This window comes from Nonomuraea recticatena, assembly GCF_039533245.1.
Taxonomy (GTDB): domain Bacteria; phylum Actinomycetota; class Actinomycetes; order Streptosporangiales; family Streptosporangiaceae; genus Nonomuraea; species Nonomuraea roseola.
In genome coordinates this window covers 19547-39038 of record NZ_BAAATE010000029.1, presented here as the reverse complement: position 1 = coordinate 39038, position 19492 = coordinate 19547, and the positions used below count along the sequence as shown (strand labels likewise).

General features: G+C 70.9%; 21 protein-coding genes. 10 read left to right on the top strand and 11 right to left on the bottom strand.

Translation table 11 applies throughout. The features are described from left to right. Positions 1-31 precede the first annotated feature (31 nt). On the top strand, positions 32-1198 hold the full coding sequence (locus ABFX50_RS38105; RefSeq protein ID WP_346153516.1) for an erythromycin esterase family protein: 1167 nt from the start codon (positions 32-34) through the stop codon (positions 1196-1198). A gap of 64 nt (positions 1199-1262) precedes the next feature. Here ABFX50_RS38105 and ABFX50_RS38100 read toward each other — a convergent pair whose 3' ends face one another. Next, positions 1263-1754, bottom strand: a complete 492-nt coding sequence (locus ABFX50_RS38100; RefSeq protein WP_346153515.1) for a DUF488 family protein, N3 subclade — start codon at positions 1752-1754, stop codon at positions 1263-1265. A gap of 63 nt (positions 1755-1817) precedes the next feature. Then, positions 1818-2213, bottom strand: coding sequence for a RidA family protein (locus ABFX50_RS38095; protein WP_346153514.1), 396 nt, complete (start codon positions 2211-2213; stop codon positions 1818-1820). A 133-nt stretch (positions 2214-2346) separates the two neighbouring features. On the opposite strand from ABFX50_RS38095, the gene ABFX50_RS38090 reads away from it, so the two are divergent. Continuing rightward, complete coding sequence (locus ABFX50_RS38090) at positions 2347-3321, top strand: helix-turn-helix transcriptional regulator (RefSeq protein ID WP_346153512.1); 975 nt, start codon at positions 2347-2349, stop codon at positions 3319-3321. Positions 3322-3448: 127 nt separating this feature from the next. Continuing rightward, positions 3449-4147 carry an alpha/beta fold hydrolase gene (locus tag ABFX50_RS38085; protein ID WP_346153510.1) on the top strand — a complete coding sequence of 233 codons (699 nt, stop codon included), beginning with the start codon at positions 3449-3451 and terminating at the stop codon, positions 4145-4147. A 14-nt stretch (positions 4148-4161) separates the two neighbouring features. Here ABFX50_RS38085 and ABFX50_RS38080 read toward each other — a convergent pair whose 3' ends face one another. The 3 genes from ABFX50_RS38080 to ABFX50_RS38070 are packed head-to-tail and all read right to left on the bottom strand — an operon-like array spanning position 4162 to position 7128. Next, entirely contained in the window at positions 4162-5616 is a 1455-nt protein-coding gene (locus ABFX50_RS38080) for an MFS transporter (protein ID WP_346153508.1), read from the bottom strand. Further along, positions 5613-6197 (bottom strand): TetR/AcrR family transcriptional regulator, encoded by a 585-nt coding sequence (locus tag ABFX50_RS38075; RefSeq protein ID WP_346153506.1) that lies wholly within the window; start codon positions 6195-6197, stop codon positions 5613-5615. The genes ABFX50_RS38080 and ABFX50_RS38075 overlap by 4 nt, the downstream gene beginning before the upstream one ends. A 58-nt stretch (positions 6198-6255) precedes the next feature. Continuing rightward, a complete protein-coding gene (locus ABFX50_RS38070) occupies positions 6256-7128 on the bottom strand; it encodes a glycoside hydrolase family protein (protein ID WP_346153504.1) in 873 nt (290 codons plus the stop codon). Between the two features lie 147 nt (positions 7129-7275). Here ABFX50_RS38070 and ABFX50_RS38065 point away from each other — a divergent pair, with 147 nt between their 5' ends. After that, positions 7276-8229: a helix-turn-helix domain-containing protein gene (locus tag ABFX50_RS38065; protein WP_346153502.1), complete on the top strand. Its 954-nt coding sequence runs from the start codon at positions 7276-7278 to the stop codon at positions 8227-8229. Positions 8230-8436: 207 nt separating this feature from the next. On the opposite strand, the gene ABFX50_RS38060 is transcribed toward ABFX50_RS38065, so the two are convergent. Both ABFX50_RS38060 and ABFX50_RS38055 read right to left on the bottom strand, forming a co-directional pair. After that, positions 8437-8880, bottom strand: a complete 444-nt coding sequence (locus tag ABFX50_RS38060; protein ID WP_346153501.1) for a hypothetical protein — start codon at positions 8878-8880, stop codon at positions 8437-8439. Positions 8881-9182: 302 nt separating this feature from the next. Then, positions 9183-9782 carry a CGNR zinc finger domain-containing protein gene (locus tag ABFX50_RS38055; protein ID WP_346153499.1) on the bottom strand — a complete coding sequence of 200 codons (600 nt, stop codon included), beginning with the start codon at positions 9780-9782 and terminating at the stop codon, positions 9183-9185. 89 nt (positions 9783-9871) lie between these two features. Here ABFX50_RS38055 and ABFX50_RS38050 point away from each other — a divergent pair, with 89 nt between their 5' ends. From ABFX50_RS38050 to ABFX50_RS38030, 5 genes are all read left to right on the top strand, one after another. Then, a complete protein-coding gene (locus ABFX50_RS38050) occupies positions 9872-10660 on the top strand; it encodes an MBL fold metallo-hydrolase (protein WP_346153498.1) in 789 nt (262 codons plus the stop codon). Positions 10661-10780: 120 nt separating this feature from the next. Continuing rightward, positions 10781-12049 carry an MFS transporter gene (locus tag ABFX50_RS38045; RefSeq protein ID WP_346153496.1) on the top strand — a complete coding sequence of 423 codons (1269 nt, stop codon included), beginning with the start codon at positions 10781-10783 and terminating at the stop codon, positions 12047-12049. A gap of 62 nt (positions 12050-12111) precedes the next feature. Further along, a complete protein-coding gene (locus ABFX50_RS38040; RefSeq protein ID WP_346153494.1) occupies positions 12112-12576 on the top strand; it encodes a MarR family winged helix-turn-helix transcriptional regulator in 465 nt (154 codons plus the stop codon). An 84-nt stretch (positions 12577-12660) separates the two neighbouring features. Beyond that, a complete protein-coding gene (locus tag ABFX50_RS38035; protein WP_346153492.1) occupies positions 12661-13752 on the top strand; it encodes an NAD(P)/FAD-dependent oxidoreductase in 1092 nt (363 codons plus the stop codon). A 122-nt stretch (positions 13753-13874) separates the two neighbouring features. Next, a complete protein-coding gene (locus tag ABFX50_RS38030) occupies positions 13875-14783 on the top strand; it encodes an LLM class flavin-dependent oxidoreductase (protein ID WP_346153490.1) in 909 nt (302 codons plus the stop codon). A gap of 62 nt (positions 14784-14845) precedes the next feature. Here ABFX50_RS38030 and ABFX50_RS38025 read toward each other — a convergent pair whose 3' ends face one another. The 3 genes from ABFX50_RS38025 to ABFX50_RS38015 form a co-directional block, all read right to left on the bottom strand. Further along, entirely contained in the window at positions 14846-15763 is a 918-nt protein-coding gene (locus ABFX50_RS38025; protein ID WP_346153488.1) for a sterol desaturase family protein, read from the bottom strand. A 192-nt stretch (positions 15764-15955) separates the two neighbouring features. Beyond that, positions 15956-16759, bottom strand: a complete 804-nt coding sequence (locus tag ABFX50_RS38020) for an AraC family transcriptional regulator (RefSeq protein ID WP_346153486.1) — start codon at positions 16757-16759, stop codon at positions 15956-15958. A 95-nt stretch (positions 16760-16854) separates the two neighbouring features. Then, positions 16855-17433: a TetR/AcrR family transcriptional regulator gene (locus ABFX50_RS38015; protein WP_346153484.1), complete on the bottom strand. Its 579-nt coding sequence runs from the start codon at positions 17431-17433 to the stop codon at positions 16855-16857. A gap of 76 nt (positions 17434-17509) precedes the next feature. On the opposite strand from ABFX50_RS38015, the gene ABFX50_RS38010 reads away from it, so the two are divergent. Beyond that, entirely contained in the window at positions 17510-18496 is a 987-nt protein-coding gene (locus tag ABFX50_RS38010; RefSeq protein ID WP_346153482.1) for an alpha/beta hydrolase, read from the top strand. Positions 18497-18626: 130 nt separating this feature from the next. Here the strand turns inward: ABFX50_RS38010 and ABFX50_RS38005 are convergent, their stop codons facing one another. Continuing rightward, positions 18627-19355 (bottom strand): hypothetical protein, encoded by a 729-nt coding sequence (locus tag ABFX50_RS38005; RefSeq protein ID WP_346153480.1) that lies wholly within the window; start codon positions 19353-19355, stop codon positions 18627-18629. Positions 19356-19492: the final 137 nt, after the last annotated feature.

The window sequence follows — 19492 nt, the reverse complement described above, 5'->3', positions numbered from 1 at the left end:
ACACCGAAGGTTCAACGATAGCGTTGAAGCCATGGATATCAAGGACACGGCCCGCCCGCTCGACGGCGCGGGTGTCTCGGCCTTCCTCCGGTCGCTGCCCGCCAAGCCCCTGCTGCTCGGCCTGGGCGAGGCCAGGCACTTCGTGGAGGAGCTGGGCGAGATTCGTAACGAGGTCTTCCGGCATCTGGTCGAGCACGAGGGCTACCGGTCGTTCGCCATCGAGAGCGACTGTCTGATGGGCCTGGTGGTGGACGACCACCTCACGACGGGCGCGCACACGCTCGATGACGTCATGGAGCGCGGCTTCAGCCACGCCTTCGGCGCGTCACCGGCCAACCGCGAGCTCGTGCGCTGGATGCGCGCCTACAACGAGGAGCATGACGAAAAACTCCGGTTCTTCGGGTTCGACGCCCCCCTGGAGTACTGGGCGGCCAGCCCACGCGAGGCGCTCACCGCCCTCCACGGCCTCCTCGACGGACCGCTCCCCTGGACCAGGGAAACCCTCGACACGCTGCTGGGCCCCGACGAGCGGTGGTCGAACGAGGCCACGGCCATGGACCCGTCCCAGTCGATCGGCCAGTCCGCCGACGCCCAGCGGCTGCGACTGATCGCCGACGACCTGGTGGCGCTGCTCGACACGCAGGCGCCGCGGTTGAGCGCGCAGGACAGGGAGCGGGCGGCACTCTACGGGCGCACCGCCACCGGCCTGCTCCGCTACCACTACTGGATGGCCGACGCGTCCCCGGAACGGTGGACCCGGCTGTCGGCCCTGCGAGACGCGATGATGGCCGCCAACCTGCGTGCGGTCGCCGAGCACGGCCCTGCCCTGGTCTTCGCCTCCAACCTGCACCTGCAGCGGAACAAGAGCGTCATGCCGCTCGGCGACCAGCGACTGGAGTGGTGGAGCGCAGGGGCGATCACCGCGACGCACCTGGGCGACCGGTACGCCTTCCTGGCCTCGGCCCTCGGCACGGTCGGCGACGACGCCCCGGCACCGGACACCGTCGAGGGCATGCTGTCCACTCTCCCGTGGGACCACGCTCTCCTCGACGCCCGCCGCCTGGCCGAGGCCGTCACGAAGCCCGCCCCGCGCGTCTCCCACGATTTCGCCTATTTCCCGCTGGACGCGGCCCAGCTCGGCCTCATCGACGGCGTCGTCTTCCTCAAACAGGCTGTCAGGATGAAGAAGCTGGGTTGACCGGCGCGCGCGTGCCAGGTTCGGGCGTGATCCAGGACGCTGGCCGGAGCGGCGGCGGCACGCCTCACAACGGGCGCAGGTGCTCGATCGTGACGTGGTGCTGCTCGGTCAGCCGCTGGGCGATCAACGAGCGGTGGCAGGCGTCGGGGTCGCGTTCGACACAGAGCAGCGCCGCGGTCCCCCTGCCCGGCAGCTCCGACACGATCGGCGTGAGGTCGGCGCGCTCGAGGATCTCGGTGGTGTAGCGGCGCGTGTACTCGGCGGCGAGTTCGCGGCGCGAGCGCTTGCCGACCCCTTGCCGGTCATCCTCGGCGTATTGGAGTTGGCGCAACTCGGTGGTCGGAGCGAGCTCGCGGTGGTGCTCGTAGGCGATCCCGGCACGGGCGAGGGCCGCCTGCAGCCGACCCGCGTTCGCCCAGGCGTACTCGGGTCCGCGGACGCCGCGGCGCTGGCGTACGTCGAGCAGCAGACGGACGTCGGCCTGCCGCAGTCGTTGCAGGAAGGACTCGCCGCCGAAGCCATAGACGCCGATTGTCACCATTCTGAGCACCGACATCACCCACCTGCTTCCTACTCGTGCCGCCTCCGGCAGCCCTGCGCCGGAGGCGGCGAGGTCACATCACGCGACGGCGGTCCCCTCGAGCTCGACCATCAGATCGGGGATCGCCAGCCGTGTCACCCCGAGCATCGTGGTGGACGGCGCCACCCCTGCGGCGCCCAACCTCGACGCCAGCACGCCGTAGTGCTGGAAAAGCCGATCGACGTCGGTGGTGTAGACGTTGAGCCGGACGAGATTCGCGAGGGTCATGCCGGCCTCGCCGAGCACGGCCTCCAGGTTGTCGAGGCTCAGCGCCAACTGCGCCGCCATGTCCTCGGTATGCTGGGGCTTGCCGTCGCCGCTCATCGCGGTCTGCCCGGCGCAGTACAGGGTCCGGGTGTGCCCGGAGACGACCTCACCCTGGTTGTAGCCCATCTCCACCGACCATGCCCACGGGTTGACCGCTGCTCGCTCCATTGCCACATCAGCTCCATTCGATATGTCGACATCAGCTACGTCGATCGGCTCGGTAGCCGTCATCTTCTGGTCGTTGATGAGCCTCCCAACAAATCACGACATCCTGTGTCGTGTATTTCGGTAGAGTTTTCGTATGCGCGCCGACCGGTTGGTGTCGCTGGTGCTGCTGCTGCGCCGGCACGGTCGGCTGTCCGCGGCCGCGCTGGCCCGCGAGCTGGAGGTCTCCACCCGCACGGTGCTGCGCGACATCGAGGCGCTGTCCGCGGCGGGCGTCCCGGTCTACGCCGAACGCGGCCGGCACGGCGGTTTCGCGTTGTTGCCCGGTTTCCGGACCGAGCTCACCGGGCTGAATCACGACGAGGCTCTTGCCCTGCTGGTCGCCGGATCGCGGCGCGGCGCGCAGGCCTTCGGCCTCGGCTCGGCGCTCGCTTCGGCGATGCTCAAGGTGGTCGACGCGCTACCCGAAAGCTATCGGGACACCGCGGCCGGCGCGGCCGAGCGATTGCTCATCGACCCGGAGACCGACCTCCTCTCGCGTCGGCTGGTCGATGAGGAGGTGCCTGACGCCATAGTGGCCGAGGTCCTGCGCGCGGTGTTCGCCGGACACAAACTGCAGATCCACTACGCGGCCGTGGACCAGAGCCCGAAGTGGCGCACGGTGGACCCGATCGGGCTGGTCACCGTACGCGACCGGGGGTATCTGTTGGCCACGAGGTCCGGCGCGGACCGCACCTACCGGCTGTCCAGGATCATGGCCGCCAAGGAACTCGCCGAACCCGCACAACGACCAGACCGGGTCAATCTGGACCGAGCTTGGCAGGAACGCAGCACGCGGTTCCGGACCGGCGGCGACCAGGTCACCGTGCTGGTACGGGTGCACCCGAAGCGGCGGGAGGACCTGGTGGGCACCGCGCTGGCCGTCCTTGCCGAAGAAGCCGACGCCGACGGCTGGCTGCGGCTGGAGGTGACCTTCCAAGATCCGAGACACGCCGAATGGGCGCTGTGGCAGCTGGCTACGAGCGCGGAGGCCCTGACCCCGCAGTGGTTGCGCGACTCCCTGCGCAACCGCGCCGCCGCGATCGCCACCCGCTACGGAGTGTCGTCCTGACAGTTGTCACCTTCTGCGGGCCGCCGCCGGCCGCTCCGTACTGGGAGGCGCCAAGCGCGCCGAACGACGCGCGTCAGCTCCCATACGCGAGCGGGTGGTTGTCAGGCTGCTCCGTTACGGTGCGGCCATGGCGAATTTCGTACTGGTCGCAGGCGCGCGGCTCGGGGCGTGGGCGTGGGACGAGGTGGTGCCGTATCTGCGCGCGGCCAGCCAGGGCGCCCACCCGTTGACGCTGTCCGGTCTTGCCGACAGGCGGGGTGTGCCGGCCGGGCAGCAGACCCACGTCCAGGACATAGTCGACGAGGTCGAAGGCCAGGATCTGCGCGACGTCGTCCTGGTGGGTCACAGCTACTCAGGCATCCCGGTCGGTCAGGCCGCGGAGCGGATCGGTGACCGGCTGGCCCACGTGATCTTCGTCGATTCCAGCGTGCCGGCCGATGGCGAGGCGTTCGTCTCCGCCTGGCCGGACGGTGGGGCGACGGTGAAGGCGTCGATCGCCGACAACGGAGGATTTTGGCCGCTCGTGCCCGCGGCCCACTACGACGGCCAGGGCCTCACCGACGAGCAGATCGCCCGGATCGTGGGTGGCTCGACGCCGCACCCGGGCGCCACCCTGACCGAGCCCGCCGTGCTGGCACGGCCACTTGACGAACTTCCGGCGACGTACATCCACTGTCTGCTCGCAGGAGCCGAGCTCAGCGACGACGTGACCACGCTGCTGACCAGCAAGCACTGGCGGCTGGTCGAGATGGACACCGGCCACTGGCCGATGTTCTCCCAGCCGCGCGAACTGGCGCAGATCCTCCTCGAAGCAGCCGGGGAGTGACCGCAGGCCCTCCCTCATGTGCGCGATACCCGGTCGGTGGCGGCGCGCGAGGGCAGCCTCAGGGCCGCAGGGACACCGAGCGCGGCGACGCCCGCGAGAAGCAGCAGCGTGGGCCCCATCGCGCCGCCGAAGGCCGCGGCTGTCCACCGCGCTGCCCCGTCACCGGCCAGGCCGGGCGCGATGAGCGTGATCGACGTGGTGGCCAGGGCGATGCCCAGCGCCGGGCCGATGTTCAAGATGGTCTGCTTCAGCCCGCCGGACACCCCCGCGTCGTCGGTGGACGCCTGCTGCACGACGACGGCCGTCGCCGTGACCATCACCGTGCCGAAGCCGGCGCCCAGCAGGAGGAACGCCCCCGCCATCGCCGGTGAGGCCGCCGACCTCTCCGCGCCGGCCAGCAGCACCATTCCCAAGCTGACCAGAGCCATCGCCGCCAGGGCTGTCCGGCGAGGACCTTGACGACGCAGGAGCACGGCGGTGACCGGCGCGGCGACCACCATCATCACCGCCAGCGGCAGCACGCGCAGCCCGCTCTGCAGCGGGTCCAGCGCCAGCACCTCCTGCAGGAAGTAGCTGCCGACGAACAGCGCCCCGAACATCGCCGCGGAGGCCGCCAGCAGGACAGCCAGCGCTGCGGTCAGCGTCCGCGACGCGAGCACCTGCCGGGGTATCAGCGGGTGGGTGGCGACCCGCTGGTGCTGGACGAACGCGCCGCCCGCCGCGACGGCCGCGGTCAGTCCGAGCGAGGTGCCCACGGTCCATCCCGTGCGCGGTAACTCCACCAGGGTGTGGACGAGGCACGCCAGGGCCGAGGCCAGCAGGCAGGCGCCGGTCAGGCCGAGCCGGGCCGTGCGGCCACCAGCCTTGGTGCCGGTGCCGGTGCCGGTGCCGGTGCCGGTGCTGCGCGGCGCCGGCACCCGGACGGCCAGAGCGGCTACGCCGATCGCGAGCGCGGGAGCCACGTTCAGGAGGAACACCGAGCGCCAGCCGAAGTGGGTGGTCAGCGCGCCGCCGACGAGCGGGCCGGCGGCGGCCGCCAGGCCGATGGCGCTGCTGCGCACGGCGATGGCCATCGGGAGCCGGTCGGCAGGGAAGGCGGCGCGCAGCATCCCGAGCGTGGCCGGTTGCAGCAGCGCGCCGAAAAGGCCTTGGGCGACGCGCAGGCCGATGACCGAGCCGATGTCGGGCGCCAGCGCGATCGCCGCCGAGGTGACGGCGAAGCCCAGGGTGCCGGCGGCGAAGACCTCCCGGTGACCGTAGCGGTCGCCGAGCCTGCCGGCGAGGACGAGCAGGGCGGCCACGGCGATGAGGTAGCCGGTGCTGGTCCACTGGACCTGCGCGAAGGAGGCGTGCAGGTCGCGTTGCAGGGCGGGCTGGGTGATGGTGAGCACGGTTCCGTCGAGGGCGACGATGACCGCCCCCGTGACGCTGCAGGTCAGCGTGAGGTGGCGCCGGCGACCCGGCCTCACCGCGGTTCCGGCCCGAGGTGCGCCTCCAGAGTGGCCCGCAACAGCGGTTCGAGCTCAGCCGATCCGGTGGTCAGCTGCAGGCTGCCCCACCCCCACAGCTGGGCGAGGCCGTGCGCGTTCGCCCACAACACGCCCGCGGCGATCCGCGGGTCCACGCCCGGCCGCAGGCCTGCCCGCATCAGCAGATCCGTCACGAGGTGGAACAGCGGCAGGCTGGCTTCCCGCAGGCCCAGATGGTTGCTCTCGAGCAGGTCGTGGCGGAACATCAGCTCATACATGCCGCGGTTGGCCAGCGCGAAGCCGAGATAGGCCCGGCCCAGCGTCGTCAACTGCGCACGCGGATCGGCCTGGCCGTCGCCCAGCGCCCTGGCGACCTCGGCCCCCAGGGCCGCGAAGCCCTCGCGGGCGATGGCGGACAGCAGTTCCAGGTGGGTGGGGAAGTAACGGCGCGGCGCGCCGTGCGAGACTCCGGCCCGCCGGGCGATCTCACGCAGTGACAGCGCCTGCGTCCCCTCGCGGGTCACCAACTCCACGCCGACCTTGATCAGACGGGCACGCAGCCCGGCGTCATCCTCCTGCATAGACACTGTCTACCATCGCTGCGTAGACAGTGTCTATGCGAAGGCCGCAGGATGCCCGTCACGGTCGAGGAGCCGTCGAGGAGCCGTCGAGCGACGGCGGTTTCGCGGCGTGGCTCACCAGTTCCGTGCGTAGCTCATGGCTGTCGTCCGGTAGACGGGCCTCGTAGAACAGCCGGTGGCCACCGTTCGGGAGAGGAAGCACGTCGAGGTAGCGGACATCCGCGACGGGTGAGCCGGCGACCGGTGTCAGCAGCGGCGAGTCGCCGAGGCTCCGTGGCGCCGCCAGGCCGGTGCGTTCGCGCCAGTTCTCAGCCGCCGAGGCGCGTCCGTCGTAGCAGGCGCGGCCGTCCGGCAGGACGCTCGTCAGGCGGGCGCCGCGGGCGTCCCAGGAGCCGGGCCGGCCGGTGAGAACGGTGCCGAGCCACTGCCAGCGCAGCCCGTCTTGGCTGGTGGCGTACGCGGTGGTCATGCGGTCCTCCTCGCCCGGTACCTCCAGTGGGTGGCAGCAGATCCACGCCCGCCACTCCCGGCCGTCGTACCGGATCACCGGGTCCTTGACCCCGGTACGCGCGTCGCCCTCGAAGACCGGCCGGACGTCCGCCTCCGCCAGCCCCTCAGGGGACGCGGCCTCGACGACTCCGATCCACCAGTGCTTGGTCCCCGGCGTGGCGCAGCTGACGTACAGCCGCCAGCGGCCGGACGACGTGCGCACCAGGGCGGGTCGCTCCACCATCGCCGCGCCGAAGCGGTGGCGTGGCAGGAGGGCGACCGTGGCGAAGCGCTCGCCGTCCGCGGAGCGGGCCACGACGTTGTGGTCCTCGCCGTCCCGTACACGGTAGGCCAGGACGAACGTGCCGTCGGCGTCGAGCGCGGCGCTCGGCGCGCCCGCCCAGCGTTGCGGCCCGGGACCGGGCGCCGGAACAGCGGCCACGGAGCGTCCCCGACCAGGCAGGGGGAACGCTCGCGCGGGGCTGCGGTGAATGTTCGATGTCATGCCCTCAAGCCTCGTATCGGCAGGAGGCCTGGCGTGAGTGGCAGAAATGCCCAAGTGCAGGAATTTCCTGCCATAGTCGATGTCGTGATCCGCAACGTCGTGGCCGTGGTCGGAGACCGCGTCGCCACGTTCGAGCTCGGGATCGTCTGCCAGGTGTTCGGCCTGGATCGTGCCGACGACGGGCTGCCCGTCCACACCTTCGCCGTCTGCGCGCCGCGGCCAGGCGCGATCCCGACGACCTCGGGGTTCTCCGTCCAGGTCGAGCACGGGCTGGACCGCATCGCGGGCGCCGATCTCGTGGCCGTTCCCGCCTGGCCGCAGCTCGACGCGCCCGTCCCTGAGCCCCTGCTGGCGGCCCTGCGAGAGGCCGCCGGGCGCGGCGCCCGGGTGCTGACCGTCTGCACGGGCGCCTTCCTGCCGGCCGCCGCCGGGCTTCTCGATGGCCGGTGTGCCACCACTCACTGGCAGTTCGCCGAACTGCTCTCCCGGCGCCACCCCCGCGTCCGGGTCGTTCCGGACATCCTGTACGTCGAGGACGGCCCGGTGCTCAGCAGTGCCGGGGCGGCGGCCGGGATCGATGCCTGCCTGCATCTCATTCGCCTGGAGTACGGCGCCGCCACAGCCAACGCCTTGGCCAGGCGTCTGGTCGTGCCTGCCCACCGCTCCGGCGGGCAGGCCCAGTACGTGGAGGCGCCCATGCCGCCGCCACGCACACCGTACGAGCTGTCGGAGCTGCTCGACTGGATCCTTGAGCACCTCGACCGGCCGCTGACGGTGGAGGTGCTCGCGGCGCGCGCGGCGATGTCGCCGCGGACGTTCGCCAGGCGGTTCAAGGCGCTGACGGGTACGACACCGCACCGGTGGCTGCTCGAACGGCGGCTCCAGCTCGCCGAGGAACTACTGGAGACCACCGACCTGAGTGTGGAAGCCGTGGCCGTGCGGGCCGGGTTCGGCGGCGCCGACACCCTGCGCCACCACTTCGCCGCGCGCCGAGGCGTCGCCCCCGCGGCCTACCGCCACGCCTTCCACCGCACCTGATCGGCCGCCCGGCCCTCACCGGTCGCACGCGAACGGCACAGCGTGACAATCGGACAGCTCTGGACGCCCTCATCACAGACCACCCACACACGCGGCCTCCTGGAAGGCCTGGCTGGCCCATGCGTGGGATCGGTGGCCGAGCCCTGGGCCCAGGCACTCTCGTCGTTCCGAGCGACTGGGCCGCCTCGGCGGGCCGCTGACGATCCGTCAGATGGTACGGCTGCGGCGATAGCAGCTGCCGTCGATGGTCCCCTTGCGCTTGTCGAAGGTGAACGTGAAGGTCACGTAGATCTTGTCCCTCCGATTGACGGCGACGCTGACGCTGCGTCCTCCCGAGCCCTTACGGGTCTTCATCTTCCAGGTCTTGACGGCCTGGTCCGGTTTCCAGGACAGGTCCTTGAAGATCTTGATTTCGACCTTGTTGTTGGGGCCCTGGGCGAGGCCGGAGCTGTACCAGTTGAGCCGGTTGAAGATGTCGTGCGTGGAGGTGCTGTTGTAGTACACCCGCAGGCTCCCGCGATACCCGCCGGAGTAACACTGCATCTCCAGGTGAGCGGCGGCCGCCTGCGCCGGCGCGGGCATGGCCAGCGACCCCAACGGGACGAACGTAGCGGCGGCGAGCGCCACACCGACCTTCTTCATGCGTTTCATGCCAGACCCCGTCCTGTCTTCCCGATCCCCGGCGGCAAGCGGTCCCCTTGACCGCTTCCCCCGAGGCCTGTGGCACCAGGATCGTGACGGCGAGATTGTTCGGCACCCCTGATCAGGCAGGCAAACAATCACGATCACGGGAAGAAACGGAGGATGAGAGACACCATCGAGAAAAGAGCGACATCTCGGTCTGGTTGACGATCGAGTTCCGCCTCGACGACGCGATGGCGTACCGGTGTCCGGCATGCCTGTGCGTCGCCGTGCCGTCCGGGCACGAAGGGCGCCGTCGCGCCGGGGGTTCGTCAGTCTGGCTTCGACTGGGTGCGTCGGGCGTAGGCGCGGGCCGCGCGGGCGCGGTCGCCGCAGCGGATGGAGCACCAGTGGCGGCGGCCGTGGCGCAGCAGGTAGCGGTTGCAGGGGGTGGAACCGCAGGTGGTGAGGCGCTCGGCGTCGGGGCTGGTGAGAAGGTCGGCCGTGTTGGCCGCGAGGGTCGCGAGAGCGCGGTCGATGATCTCGGTGGTGGGGCACGGCGTCGCGCGGTAGGGGCCCTTCTTCTCGTCCCATTGCAGCAGGGCGGCCGTGGGCGCCCTGCTCATCGCGTCGTTGACGGCGGACAGAGCCGCGGGCAAGGCGGGCACCCCGGCCACACGGGCGGCGAACAACCCCCTGAGATGTTCGCGCAGCGAACGCAGCTGCGTCGCGCACATCTCCTGCACCCCGGCATCGGCCGGAGCCAGGCCGCGTTCGGTGAGCCACTGGTTCGTCGCCCCGGGGGTGCCGAGGAGATCGATGAACTGCCCACCGGGCAGCGCGATGGCGCTGTTGACGAAGTCGAGGGCCAGGTAGTCCTCCGCCCCCGGCGCGGGCGGCAACACCGACTCGGCGGTCAGGGTCTCGCTCATAGCCCTCATGGTACGGCTTGCATCCATCCGTGAGAGACAGGTACCGTCCTTCACGGATAAACCGATTCTCATCCGTGAGGTGTTCTTATATGGCCAGTACCGGAACCACCACCGAGCAGTTCCCCGTCCGCGTCTTCGGCGGTCCGACCGCCCTGTTCGAGTACGGTGGCCTGCGCTTCCTGACCGACCCGACCTTCGACGCTCCCGGCGACTACCAGGTGCCGGGCGGCCGGCTCACCAAGACCGCCCCCTCCTCCGCCGTACCGGCCGGACTCGGCCGTATCGACGTGGTCCTGCTCTCCCACGACGAGCACCCCGACAACCTCGACCACGCAGGCCGAGCGCTGCTCGCCGACGTCCCGCTCACCCTCACCACCCCCGGGGGCGGGCAGCGTCTGGGGAAGGGCGCCAAGGGGCTGGCCGACTGGGAATCGATCGAGCTGGACCGCCCCGGCGGCGGCACGATCACCGTCACGGGCGTGCCCGCCGTCCACGGGCCCGGCGCACGCGAGGAGGTCGAACCGCTCACCGGCCAGGTCGTCGGATTCGTCCTGACCGGGGAGGGCCTGCCCACGGTCTACGTCAGCGGCGACAACGCCTCGCTCGACCTGGTCAAGCAGATCGCCGAGCGCTTCGGCCCCGTGGACACCGCCATCCTCTTCGCCGGAGCTCCCCGCTTCACCGTCCTCTTCGACGGCGCGCTGATCGTCCTCGACAGCGCGCAGGCCGCCGAGGCCTGCAGGATCCTCGGCGCCCGCCGGGTGGTTCCCGTCCACTACGACAGCTGGGCGCACTTCACCGAGGGCCGTGACGAACTGGTGGCCGCTTTCACCGACGCCGGGCTGATCGACCGCCTGGACTTGGGTGACAGGGGCTGAGCACGCAGCCGGGCAGCCGGCCCCGACCGATACCTCGGCGGGGCCCGTCGGCTCGGCCTGCCACCGACCTCACCCGCGAGCCCCGTCCGGCCGGGCCACGCCTCTCGAAAGAACGCTCTTGTGACGAATACCGTGCGTGCCCCGCTCGAGGACCGCCCGCACCCCCAGGCGCAGCGCCGCATCCTGAGCGTCCTGGTCGCAGCCCAGGTCCTCAGTGGCGCCGGGCTGGCGGCCGGCGTGACGGTCGGCGCCCTGCTCGCACAGGACATGCTCGGCTCCACCGGCCTTGCCGGTCTGCCCAGCGCCGTGGGTACCGCCGGTTCCGCGCTGGCGGCCATCGCCGTCGGGCAGATCTCCCAGGCCCGCGGCCGCCGCCCCGGCCTTGCCACCGGGTATCTGGCCGGTGCGGTCGGCAGCGCGGGCGTCATCGCCGCCGCCGTCGCAGGCGACGCCGTCCTGCTGTTCCTCGCCCTGTTCGTCTACGGCGCAGGCACGGCCACCAACCTGCAGGCCCGCTACGCCGGGGCGGATCTGGCCTCCCCCGCGCACCGCGCCCGCGCCGTGTCCACCGTGCTGGTCGCCACGACCCTGGGCGGCGTGGTCGGCCCCAACCTCGCCGCACCCACCGGCGACCTCGCTCTCAGCCTCGGCATCCCCCACCTGGCAGGGCCGTTCCTGATCGCCGGCGCGGCCTACGCCATAGCCGCCTTGGTCCTGGCCGTCTGGCTGCGCCCCGACCCGCTGCTGCTGGCCCGCACCCTGGAGGCCGAACGCGCCGCCGCGGCGTACGCGCAGGCGGCCGACGCCGGCGGCCGGACGTACCCGGCGGTCGAAGGACGCCGCTCCGGCGTGCTGGTCGGCACGCTGGTCATGGCCCTCACCCAGCTGGTCATGGTCGCGATCATGACGATGACACCCGTCCACCTGCACGACCACGGCCACGGCACCGCCGTCTCCGGCCTGGTCATCGCCATCCACATCGGCGCGATGTACCTGCCCTCGCCCCTGGCCGGCTGGCTCGTCGACCGCTACGGCCGCCTCACGATCGCCGCCGCCTCCGCGCTGGCCCTGCTGGCCGCCGGAATCGTGGCCGCCAACGCCCCCGGCCACTCCGTCACCCTGTTCGCGGTGGCCCTCGCGCTGCTGGGCCTGGGCTGGAACCTCGGCCTGGTCACCGGCACCGCGATCATCACCGACGCCGTCCCGCCGGCGACCCGCGCCAGAACCCAGGGCCTGGTCGACGTCTCCATCGCCATCGCGGGCGCCGCAGGCGGCCTGGCCTCGGGACTCGTGGTGGCCGCGGCGGGCTACCCTCTCCTGGCCATCGGTGGCGGAGTTCTGGCACTGGCCATCGTGCCGGCGGTGGTCGCCGCCGCGCGCGACCGCTGAACGGACCCGCAGAGGGCGGCCGAGACGGTAGTTCGTCCCACGAATTTTGTTACTCTGGGGCAGTGAGCAAGCAAGTTGACGGCCAGATCGGGACGGTGGCGGCGCTGGTGCGGTCCACGTTCCTGGTGAATGCCGTGTACGCAGATTCCGCCCGCGAGTACGGCCTCACCCAGCAGCAGGGCCAGTTGCTGTGTGTCCTGATGGCGCAGCCGTACGGCATGAGCGAGCTCGGGGCGGTGCTCCGTCTGGCCAAGTCGAGCCTGACCGGCCTGGTCGACCGCAGTGAGCGCAACGGCCTGGTCCAGCGCAAGCCGGATCCCGAGGATTCCCGCGCGGTGAGGGTGGCGCTCACCAGGCAGGGCGCCAAGCTCGCCGACGAGTTCTACACCGAGACCTGCCGCCGCATCGAGGAGCTGACCTCGAAATTCGCCGCCGAGGAACGAGAGACACTGGCCGCCCTGCTCGGCCGCGTCGTCATGGACAACAAGGTTCCCACCGTTTTCCTGGAACCAGGCCCCACGCGCTGAACTCGAGAAGGAGTTGCAGTTCGTGCCACGAACTAATATTGTTCGTAGCACGAACTCAACCTCTTTCGTGTTGGAGCGTGAATCATGAGTCGTACAGTCGTGATCGTCGGCGGAGGTTACGGTGGCTCCGCGGTTGCCAAGGCGCTGGACCCTGAGGCCGACGTCGTCCTCATCGACCCCCGCGACGCGTTCGTCAACTCGGCAGGCTCGCTGCGGGCGCTGACCCAGCCCGACTGGGCGGCCAACATGTTCTACCCCTACGACCAGTGGCTCAGGCGCGGCACGGTGGTGCGCGACCGCGCGGTCTCGGTGGACCCCGGCGGCGTCACCCTGGCCTCAGGCTGGCGGGTCGAGGCCGACTACCTGGTTCTGGCCACCGGCTCCAGCTACGCCTACCCCGCCAAGCCCACCTCTGACTCCAGGGACGAGGTTCTGGACGACCTGCTCAGGACCCACAAGGAACTGGCCGGTTCCGAGCGGGTGCTGATCCTCGGCGCCGGGCCTGTCGGCCTGGAGCTGGCAGGGGAGATCAAGGAGGTCTGGCCGCACAAGCACGTGACCATCGTCGACCCGGCCGAGCGACTGCTGGCCGCCTTTCCCGCGGAGATGCGCGAGGACCTGCACCGTCAGCTCGACGAGCTGGGCATCCACCTGCGGCTGGGCACCGGTCTCACCGCGCCTCCCGCGACCGAGCCGGGCCAGGCGGCGACCTTCACCGTCGCCACGACCGGCGGGGAGGAGATCACCGCCGACATCTGGTTCCGCGCGCACGGCGTGCGCGTCAACAGCGACTACCTGGCCGACGGCGGGCTGACGACCCGTACGCCGCAGGGGCAGGTGCCCGTCACCGAGACCCTCAACGTGCACGGGTACGACCACGTCTACGCCATCGGCGACCTCACCGACGTGGCCGAGACCAAGATGGCCGGGTATGCGATGCAGCACGCGGAGGTGGTGGCCCAGAACATCATCGCCCAGCTGCGCGGCGAGCACCCGGCGGCCACCTACCGGCCGCTGCCTCACCCCATGATCCTGCTGCCCCTCGGCCCGCGTGGGGGTGTCGGTCAGCTGCCCACTCCTGACGGCCCGGCCGTCGTCCCGGCCGAGACCGTCTCGGCGTACAAGGGGGCCGACCTGTTCACCGGCCGCTTCACCGAGCAGTTCGGCGCCGCCTGACATGGACCACACCCGGCTCGAGGCGTACGAAAGGTGTGCGCGGCCATCGGCGATCACCTTTGACGAGAGCGTACCGGCCAGCCGCCCGGTGAACATTTCCATCTGCACAGAAAGGCGGAGCATTGTCCGCACATAACGTTGTTTTCGGTTTTGGCGCGCATTCCGGCGTCGAGGACATACCCGACCTGCTACGCATGGCCCAGCAGGCCGACCAGGACGGCCTCGACATCTTCACCCTGTCGGACCATCCCTACATCGGCCGAGGTCTGGACGCCTACGCCGCGCTCGGCTTCGTTCTCGGGCGTACCCAGCACATTGCCGGTTTCGCCAACGTCACCAACCTGCCGACCAGGCCCGCTCCCATGCTGGCCAGAATGGTGACGTCGTTGTCGGCGCTGTCGGGCGGCAGGATCGTGCTGGGCATGGGCGCGGGCGGGCTGTGGGACCGCATCGCCGACATGGGGGTGCCTCGGTTGGCGCCGGGCGCGGCCGTGGACGCCTTCGAGGAGGCGATCGTCCTGGTCAAGCTGCTGTCGGGGGGCGGCCCTCCGGTCACCTACCAGGGCCGCCACTACCAGGTGAACCAGATCGAACCCGCTCCGGTGGCCGCGCCTCCCGTCTGGACCGGGTCGGTCGGCCCGAAGTCCCTGGCCGCCACCGGCCGGGTGGCCGACGGCTGGATCCCCGGCCACGCGGCCGACTGGCTCAGCGAGCGCTACCGGGCCTCGCGGCCGGTCATCGACGAGGCGGCGGCGGCCGTCGGCCGCGACCCGAGCGAGATCCGTACGATCTTCAACTTCCCCGGACGCGTCACCGACCAGCCGCTGGCCGCCACCCGCGACCGCGACGGCCGCTGGCTCGGCGGCTCAGTCGCCCAGTGGGTCGAGGAGCTGACCGAGGCGGTGCTGGAGCACCGCGCGTCGGGCTTCACGCTCTTCTCCCCCGGTCACGGCGCCCCGGACCTCACCCTCCTGGCCCGCTGGGCCAGGGAGATCGTCCCGGCCGTACGCGAGGCGATCGCGAAGGAGTGAGACACCGGCCCGCTCAACGTGGCCCGGCAGCAGGGCGGCTCCTGCCGCGCGCCGCCGCGGCGTCAGTCGCGGGCGGCGCTCAGGACCTCGTCGTCGGTGGGCGCGTCGGTGGTGTGGCAGCTGCCGGAGGCGCGGAAGGGTTCGGCCAGCTGGGCCAGGTAGCCGGTGGGGTAGTTCGGCTTGGCGGCCATGCCGAGCTGGTCGGAGGTGAAACGGCGGGCTGGGTCGTAGGAGAAGGTGCCGAGCAGGTGGTCCCAGATCAGGGTGAACAGACCGAAGTTGACGTCGCCGATGCCGGCCCATTTCAGGTGGTGGAAGCGGTGGCCCTCGTTGAGGGCGAGCACGTACTTGAGCGGGCCGATGCGGTAGTCGGCGTTGGAGTGCTGCAGCAGCAGTTGCACGGCGACGGTGACGGCCAGGGCCGAGGCGACGTCGAGCGGTAGGCCGATGAGGATGAGCGGGGCGACGCCGGCACTCATCTCCAGGGTCTGGTGCAGGGGGTGCTTCATCAGGCCGTTGAAGCCGTAGAAGCGCTTGATGGAGTGGTGGACGGCGTGGAAGCGCCACAGCACGCCGATTTTGTGACTGGCGTAGTGGGTCAGCGTGATGCCGAGGTCGGCGATCAGGACGGCGGCCAGCACCTGCAGCGCGAAGGGCCAGGAGTGCGGCCACAGATCGACGACGGTGACGGTGGCGGCCAGCAGCGGGATGATGCCCACGCTGACGAGCAGCAGCAACTCGTTGACGCCGGCATGGGCGACGTCACGGCCGCCGTCCCCGGCAGGGCTGTTCCACTCCTGCTCGTACGGCAGGGCCCGCTCGGCGGCGAACGAGCAGCCGATCGCGGCCAGCAGCAGGCCCACGAGCCAGAGCTTGGAGGCGCCGGAGGCGGCCAGGGCGACGGCGACGCCGTTGACGCCGAGCAGCATGAGCGGTACGTAGCCATAGCGGATCACAGGTTGGATCAGGGTGCGGTGCATGCCGTCCAGCGTCGCGGCGGTCGGCCGTCCGGGGCTTGGACGGATCCGCTGACCTTGGAGCCAGTGACGGAGTCATCGCCGTCGCGGCCGCAGGAGAATGTCGGCGAACTCGCCGACCTCCAGGCCTACTGGATCTGCCCTCCGGCCTTGGGGCGGAAGGCTGCCCCGTGGACGTTGCCGTCAGCAGCTGGTTCAGGTGGCGTCGGCAGTGGCGGGGCGGATGGTGTGCAGCAGGTGCGAGGGGGCCAGGCCGAACATCTCCCTGCAGGCGCGGGTCAGGTGGGAGCTGTCGGCGAACCCGGCGCGGTGGGCGGCGTCGGTCAGCGTCGCGCCGCCGCGCACCGCCTCCATGGCATGCAGCAACCGGGCCCAGCGCCGCCAGGCCGGATACGGCAGGTGCAGGTGCTCGGCGAACAGATGGCCCAGGCGGCTGGCCGACAAGCCCACGCGGGCGGCCAGCTCCTCCAGCAGCAGGGGTCCGCTGATCAGCTGCGGGATCGCCTCCAGGGCGCCGGCCAGCGCCACCGGGAGCCCGGCCCTTTCCTCGGGCTGGGCAGCCGGGCAGAGCACGGCCGACACCGGCGAGACGGCGTCCGCCGGCTCCCCTGCCTGGGGTTGCGCGGCGGCCTGCCAGGTCTCCACCTCGCCAGGGTCGCCGCTGGAGGCGACCAGGGCGGTGGCCGCCCGTCCCGCCCGGCCGGCCGGATCGAGGTAGGCCAGCAGGCCGTGCGCGCCGGCGGTGGAGCTCAGCTCGTGCCGGGCACCCGCGGGAATGACCGCAGCACTCACGTGGCGCCGGCGGCCACGCCGGTCGGTCAGCAGCACCTCGCCCTCGAGCACCAGCAGCACCTGTACGGCAGCGTGCGCGTGTGAGGCGGCCGAGCCGATCTCCCCGGTGAAAACCAGCAGCCCAGGCGCAGCGCTCGCCGCTCCCGCCCAGCTCGCCGGGGCCCGGATGCCGGCCGGGCGGGGCGGATTCCGCACCTTCGAACTCATCACACATTCCAAAGTAGGCGATCACCAGTGAGGGCGGATGATGTGGCGGCGCAGGCGACCTTCTGGCCGCCTGCGCCGCCCGTCCGACAGCAGGTTCAGGTCGGATCGGTGCCGTCAGCGAAGTACGGCAGCACCATCTCGACCAGGGCGGCGACGTCGGCGTCGACCATCGGCTCGCCGGTCATGCCCATCCTGTGGAGCAAGGTTCCGACGACGACGTCGATGAAGAACAGGACCCGGTGCTCCGGCTCGCCGAGCGCGTCCTGGAGCGCGAGCCGGTAGCGGTCCTGCAGCCGCGTGGACAGAATCTCGCGCAGGGCCGGATCGCTGACGGCGTCACTGAACACGCCTGCGAACGCGTCGCCTACCCCGGGCTCGCCGATCTTGGCCGCGATCCAGTGGATGGCCGAGGACATGAGCTCGGCTCGACCGGCGCCCTCCAGCGGTATCGGGCCGAACGCGTCCAGGAGACAGTCCACGATCAGCTCGCCCTTCGACGGCCAGCGGCGGTAGATCGTCGTCTTGGCGACGCCCGCCGCGGCGGCGATGCGGTCGACGGTGGCACGCGCGTAGCCGAGCTCGTCGATCGTGCTCAGCGTCGCGGCGAAGACCACGGCGTTGACGCCGGAGCGCGGACGACCGGGCGGTCTGGCGGATGTGCTCGCTCGGCTCATGGCCACACGATATCCCCTTACGCTACTCTCGGTATCGATACTTGCGGTAGCGAAACTATTCGACGGAGGAGAAGGCATGAGCGAGGTCACCGGTATGGAGCGGCCGCCGCTGGGCATCCGGCGGCTGCGCGCTCTGGGCAAGGAGCCGGACTGGTCGGCGATGACGGCCGAGGAACTGGTCGCCTTCCGCGACGCGGAGAACCGCAAGCGGGCCTCCCGCCTGGCGCGGGTGGTCACGGGCTTTCCTGACCGCGACGCCGCGATCCAGTGGCAGGAGGTGGCGCTGCCCGGCCGCAGGCTCCCTGTCCGGGTGTACCGGCCGTCGTCCGGGCGCGACGGCGGTCGTGACGGCCTGCCGCTCGTGCTTCACGTGCACGGAGGCGGGTTCGTGGGGACGGCGGCGCAGAGCGACTGGGTCAACAGCCATCTCGCCGCGCGACTGCCCGCGGTCGTCGTCTCGGTCGAGCACCGTCTCCTCGACCAGGAGACCCCGCTGTCGGCGGCCGTCGACGACGGCTGGGACGTGCTGCAGCACGTGGTGGCGCACGCCGCGCGGTGGGGAGTCGACCCGGCGCGGACCGCCGTCTTCGGTGAGAGCACCGGCTCGATGGTCACCGCCCTGGCCGCGATCCGGGCCAGGGAGTCAGGCCTGCCGCTGCGGGCGCAGGTGCTGGTCAACCCCGCCGTCGACCTGACCTCGACGATGTTCGAGTACGCCTCGATGCGCAGGCACGCCACCAGCCCGACCCTCACCATGCCGCAGATGCGGCTGCTCCACCGCTTCGCCGTCCCGCCGGGAACCGATCCCCGTGCGATGTCGCCGCTGCATGCCGACGATCTGGGCGGCCTGGCCCCGGCGCTCGTGGTGGTGCCGACCATTGACCCGCTGGCCGATCACGGACGCGGTTACGCCGAACGACTGCGAGCGGCCGGGACACCCGCGCGGCTCACCGAACATCCCGGAGCGACGCACGCGTTCCTCAGCATGCCGGGCGTGGTGCCGCAGGCGAAGGCCGCGCGGGCGGAGATCCTCGAGTTCCTCCGGACGGCCTTCGCTGGATGACGGGCCCAGGCCTGCCACCCTGACGGGTCTCGACCCCTCTCCCCCATGCCTCCTGACCTGGGAGGGATCACCGAGCCCCAGCTGCTCGGCAAATGCCAGGCCCGCTACGAGCGGGGCCTGGCGGACTGCATCAGCTGACCTTGGACTCGGCGGCCTTCCAGGTGTTGCACGCCTTGGGGCTGCCGGCCTGGTAGCCCTGGGTGAACCAGTGAAGCTCGTTCTTGGTCACGTTCGAGTGCCAGTGCTTGCGGTAGCCCTCGTCGACCGGATTGGGAGCCTCCGCGCGCAGCAGCGGCTTCCAGTTCTTGGCCGTGCGGCCCAGGGCCTTCATCGTCGCCCCGGCCAGGCAGTCCTGCTGGTAGCTGAAGCGGCGGCGGTGCTCGTCGAGCAACTTCTCGTCGCCGTCGTTCGGCAGCGCCGAGTAGGCGCGGCCGATCCCGGTCTCGCCCTGGATCACTCCCGCGAAGGCGCCGGCGAACTGGATCTGGATGGCCAGGTCGTCCTTGGCCTTGATCCAGTCGTTGGCCAGACGCACGTCGATGTCGTAGCACAGGTCGATGAAGGAGTCCTTGAACTCGACCCCGGTGCAGGTCCCCTTGGGGTTCTTGAGGAACTTGACGTCAACGTCCTCATACTCGGGGATCAACGGGCCCCAGGCCTTGTTGAGGCAGCCGACCAGGTTCTTGACGTACTTCTCGGTCGAGGCCTTGCTGGTGCCCTTGTCCAGCGAGCACTTGATCTTGGCCAGCCTGCCCTTCTTGTAGAGCTCGTTATGGGTCAGCTCGGGTGCGCCGATCACGGGGTCGGCCGCTGCAGGACCGGCCAGCAGGGCCAATCCGGTGAGGACATTGACGATCACGAGAGCGGATATTAGGGCACTTTCTACACCGTGCGATAGCTCTTGACCCCCGTCACTCGGCGGCCGCGTGCCCCGGCCTGGCGCACACCGCTGCGGCAGGCGGCGGGTTCACGGTTCGCGGGGCTGTCGAAGCATGT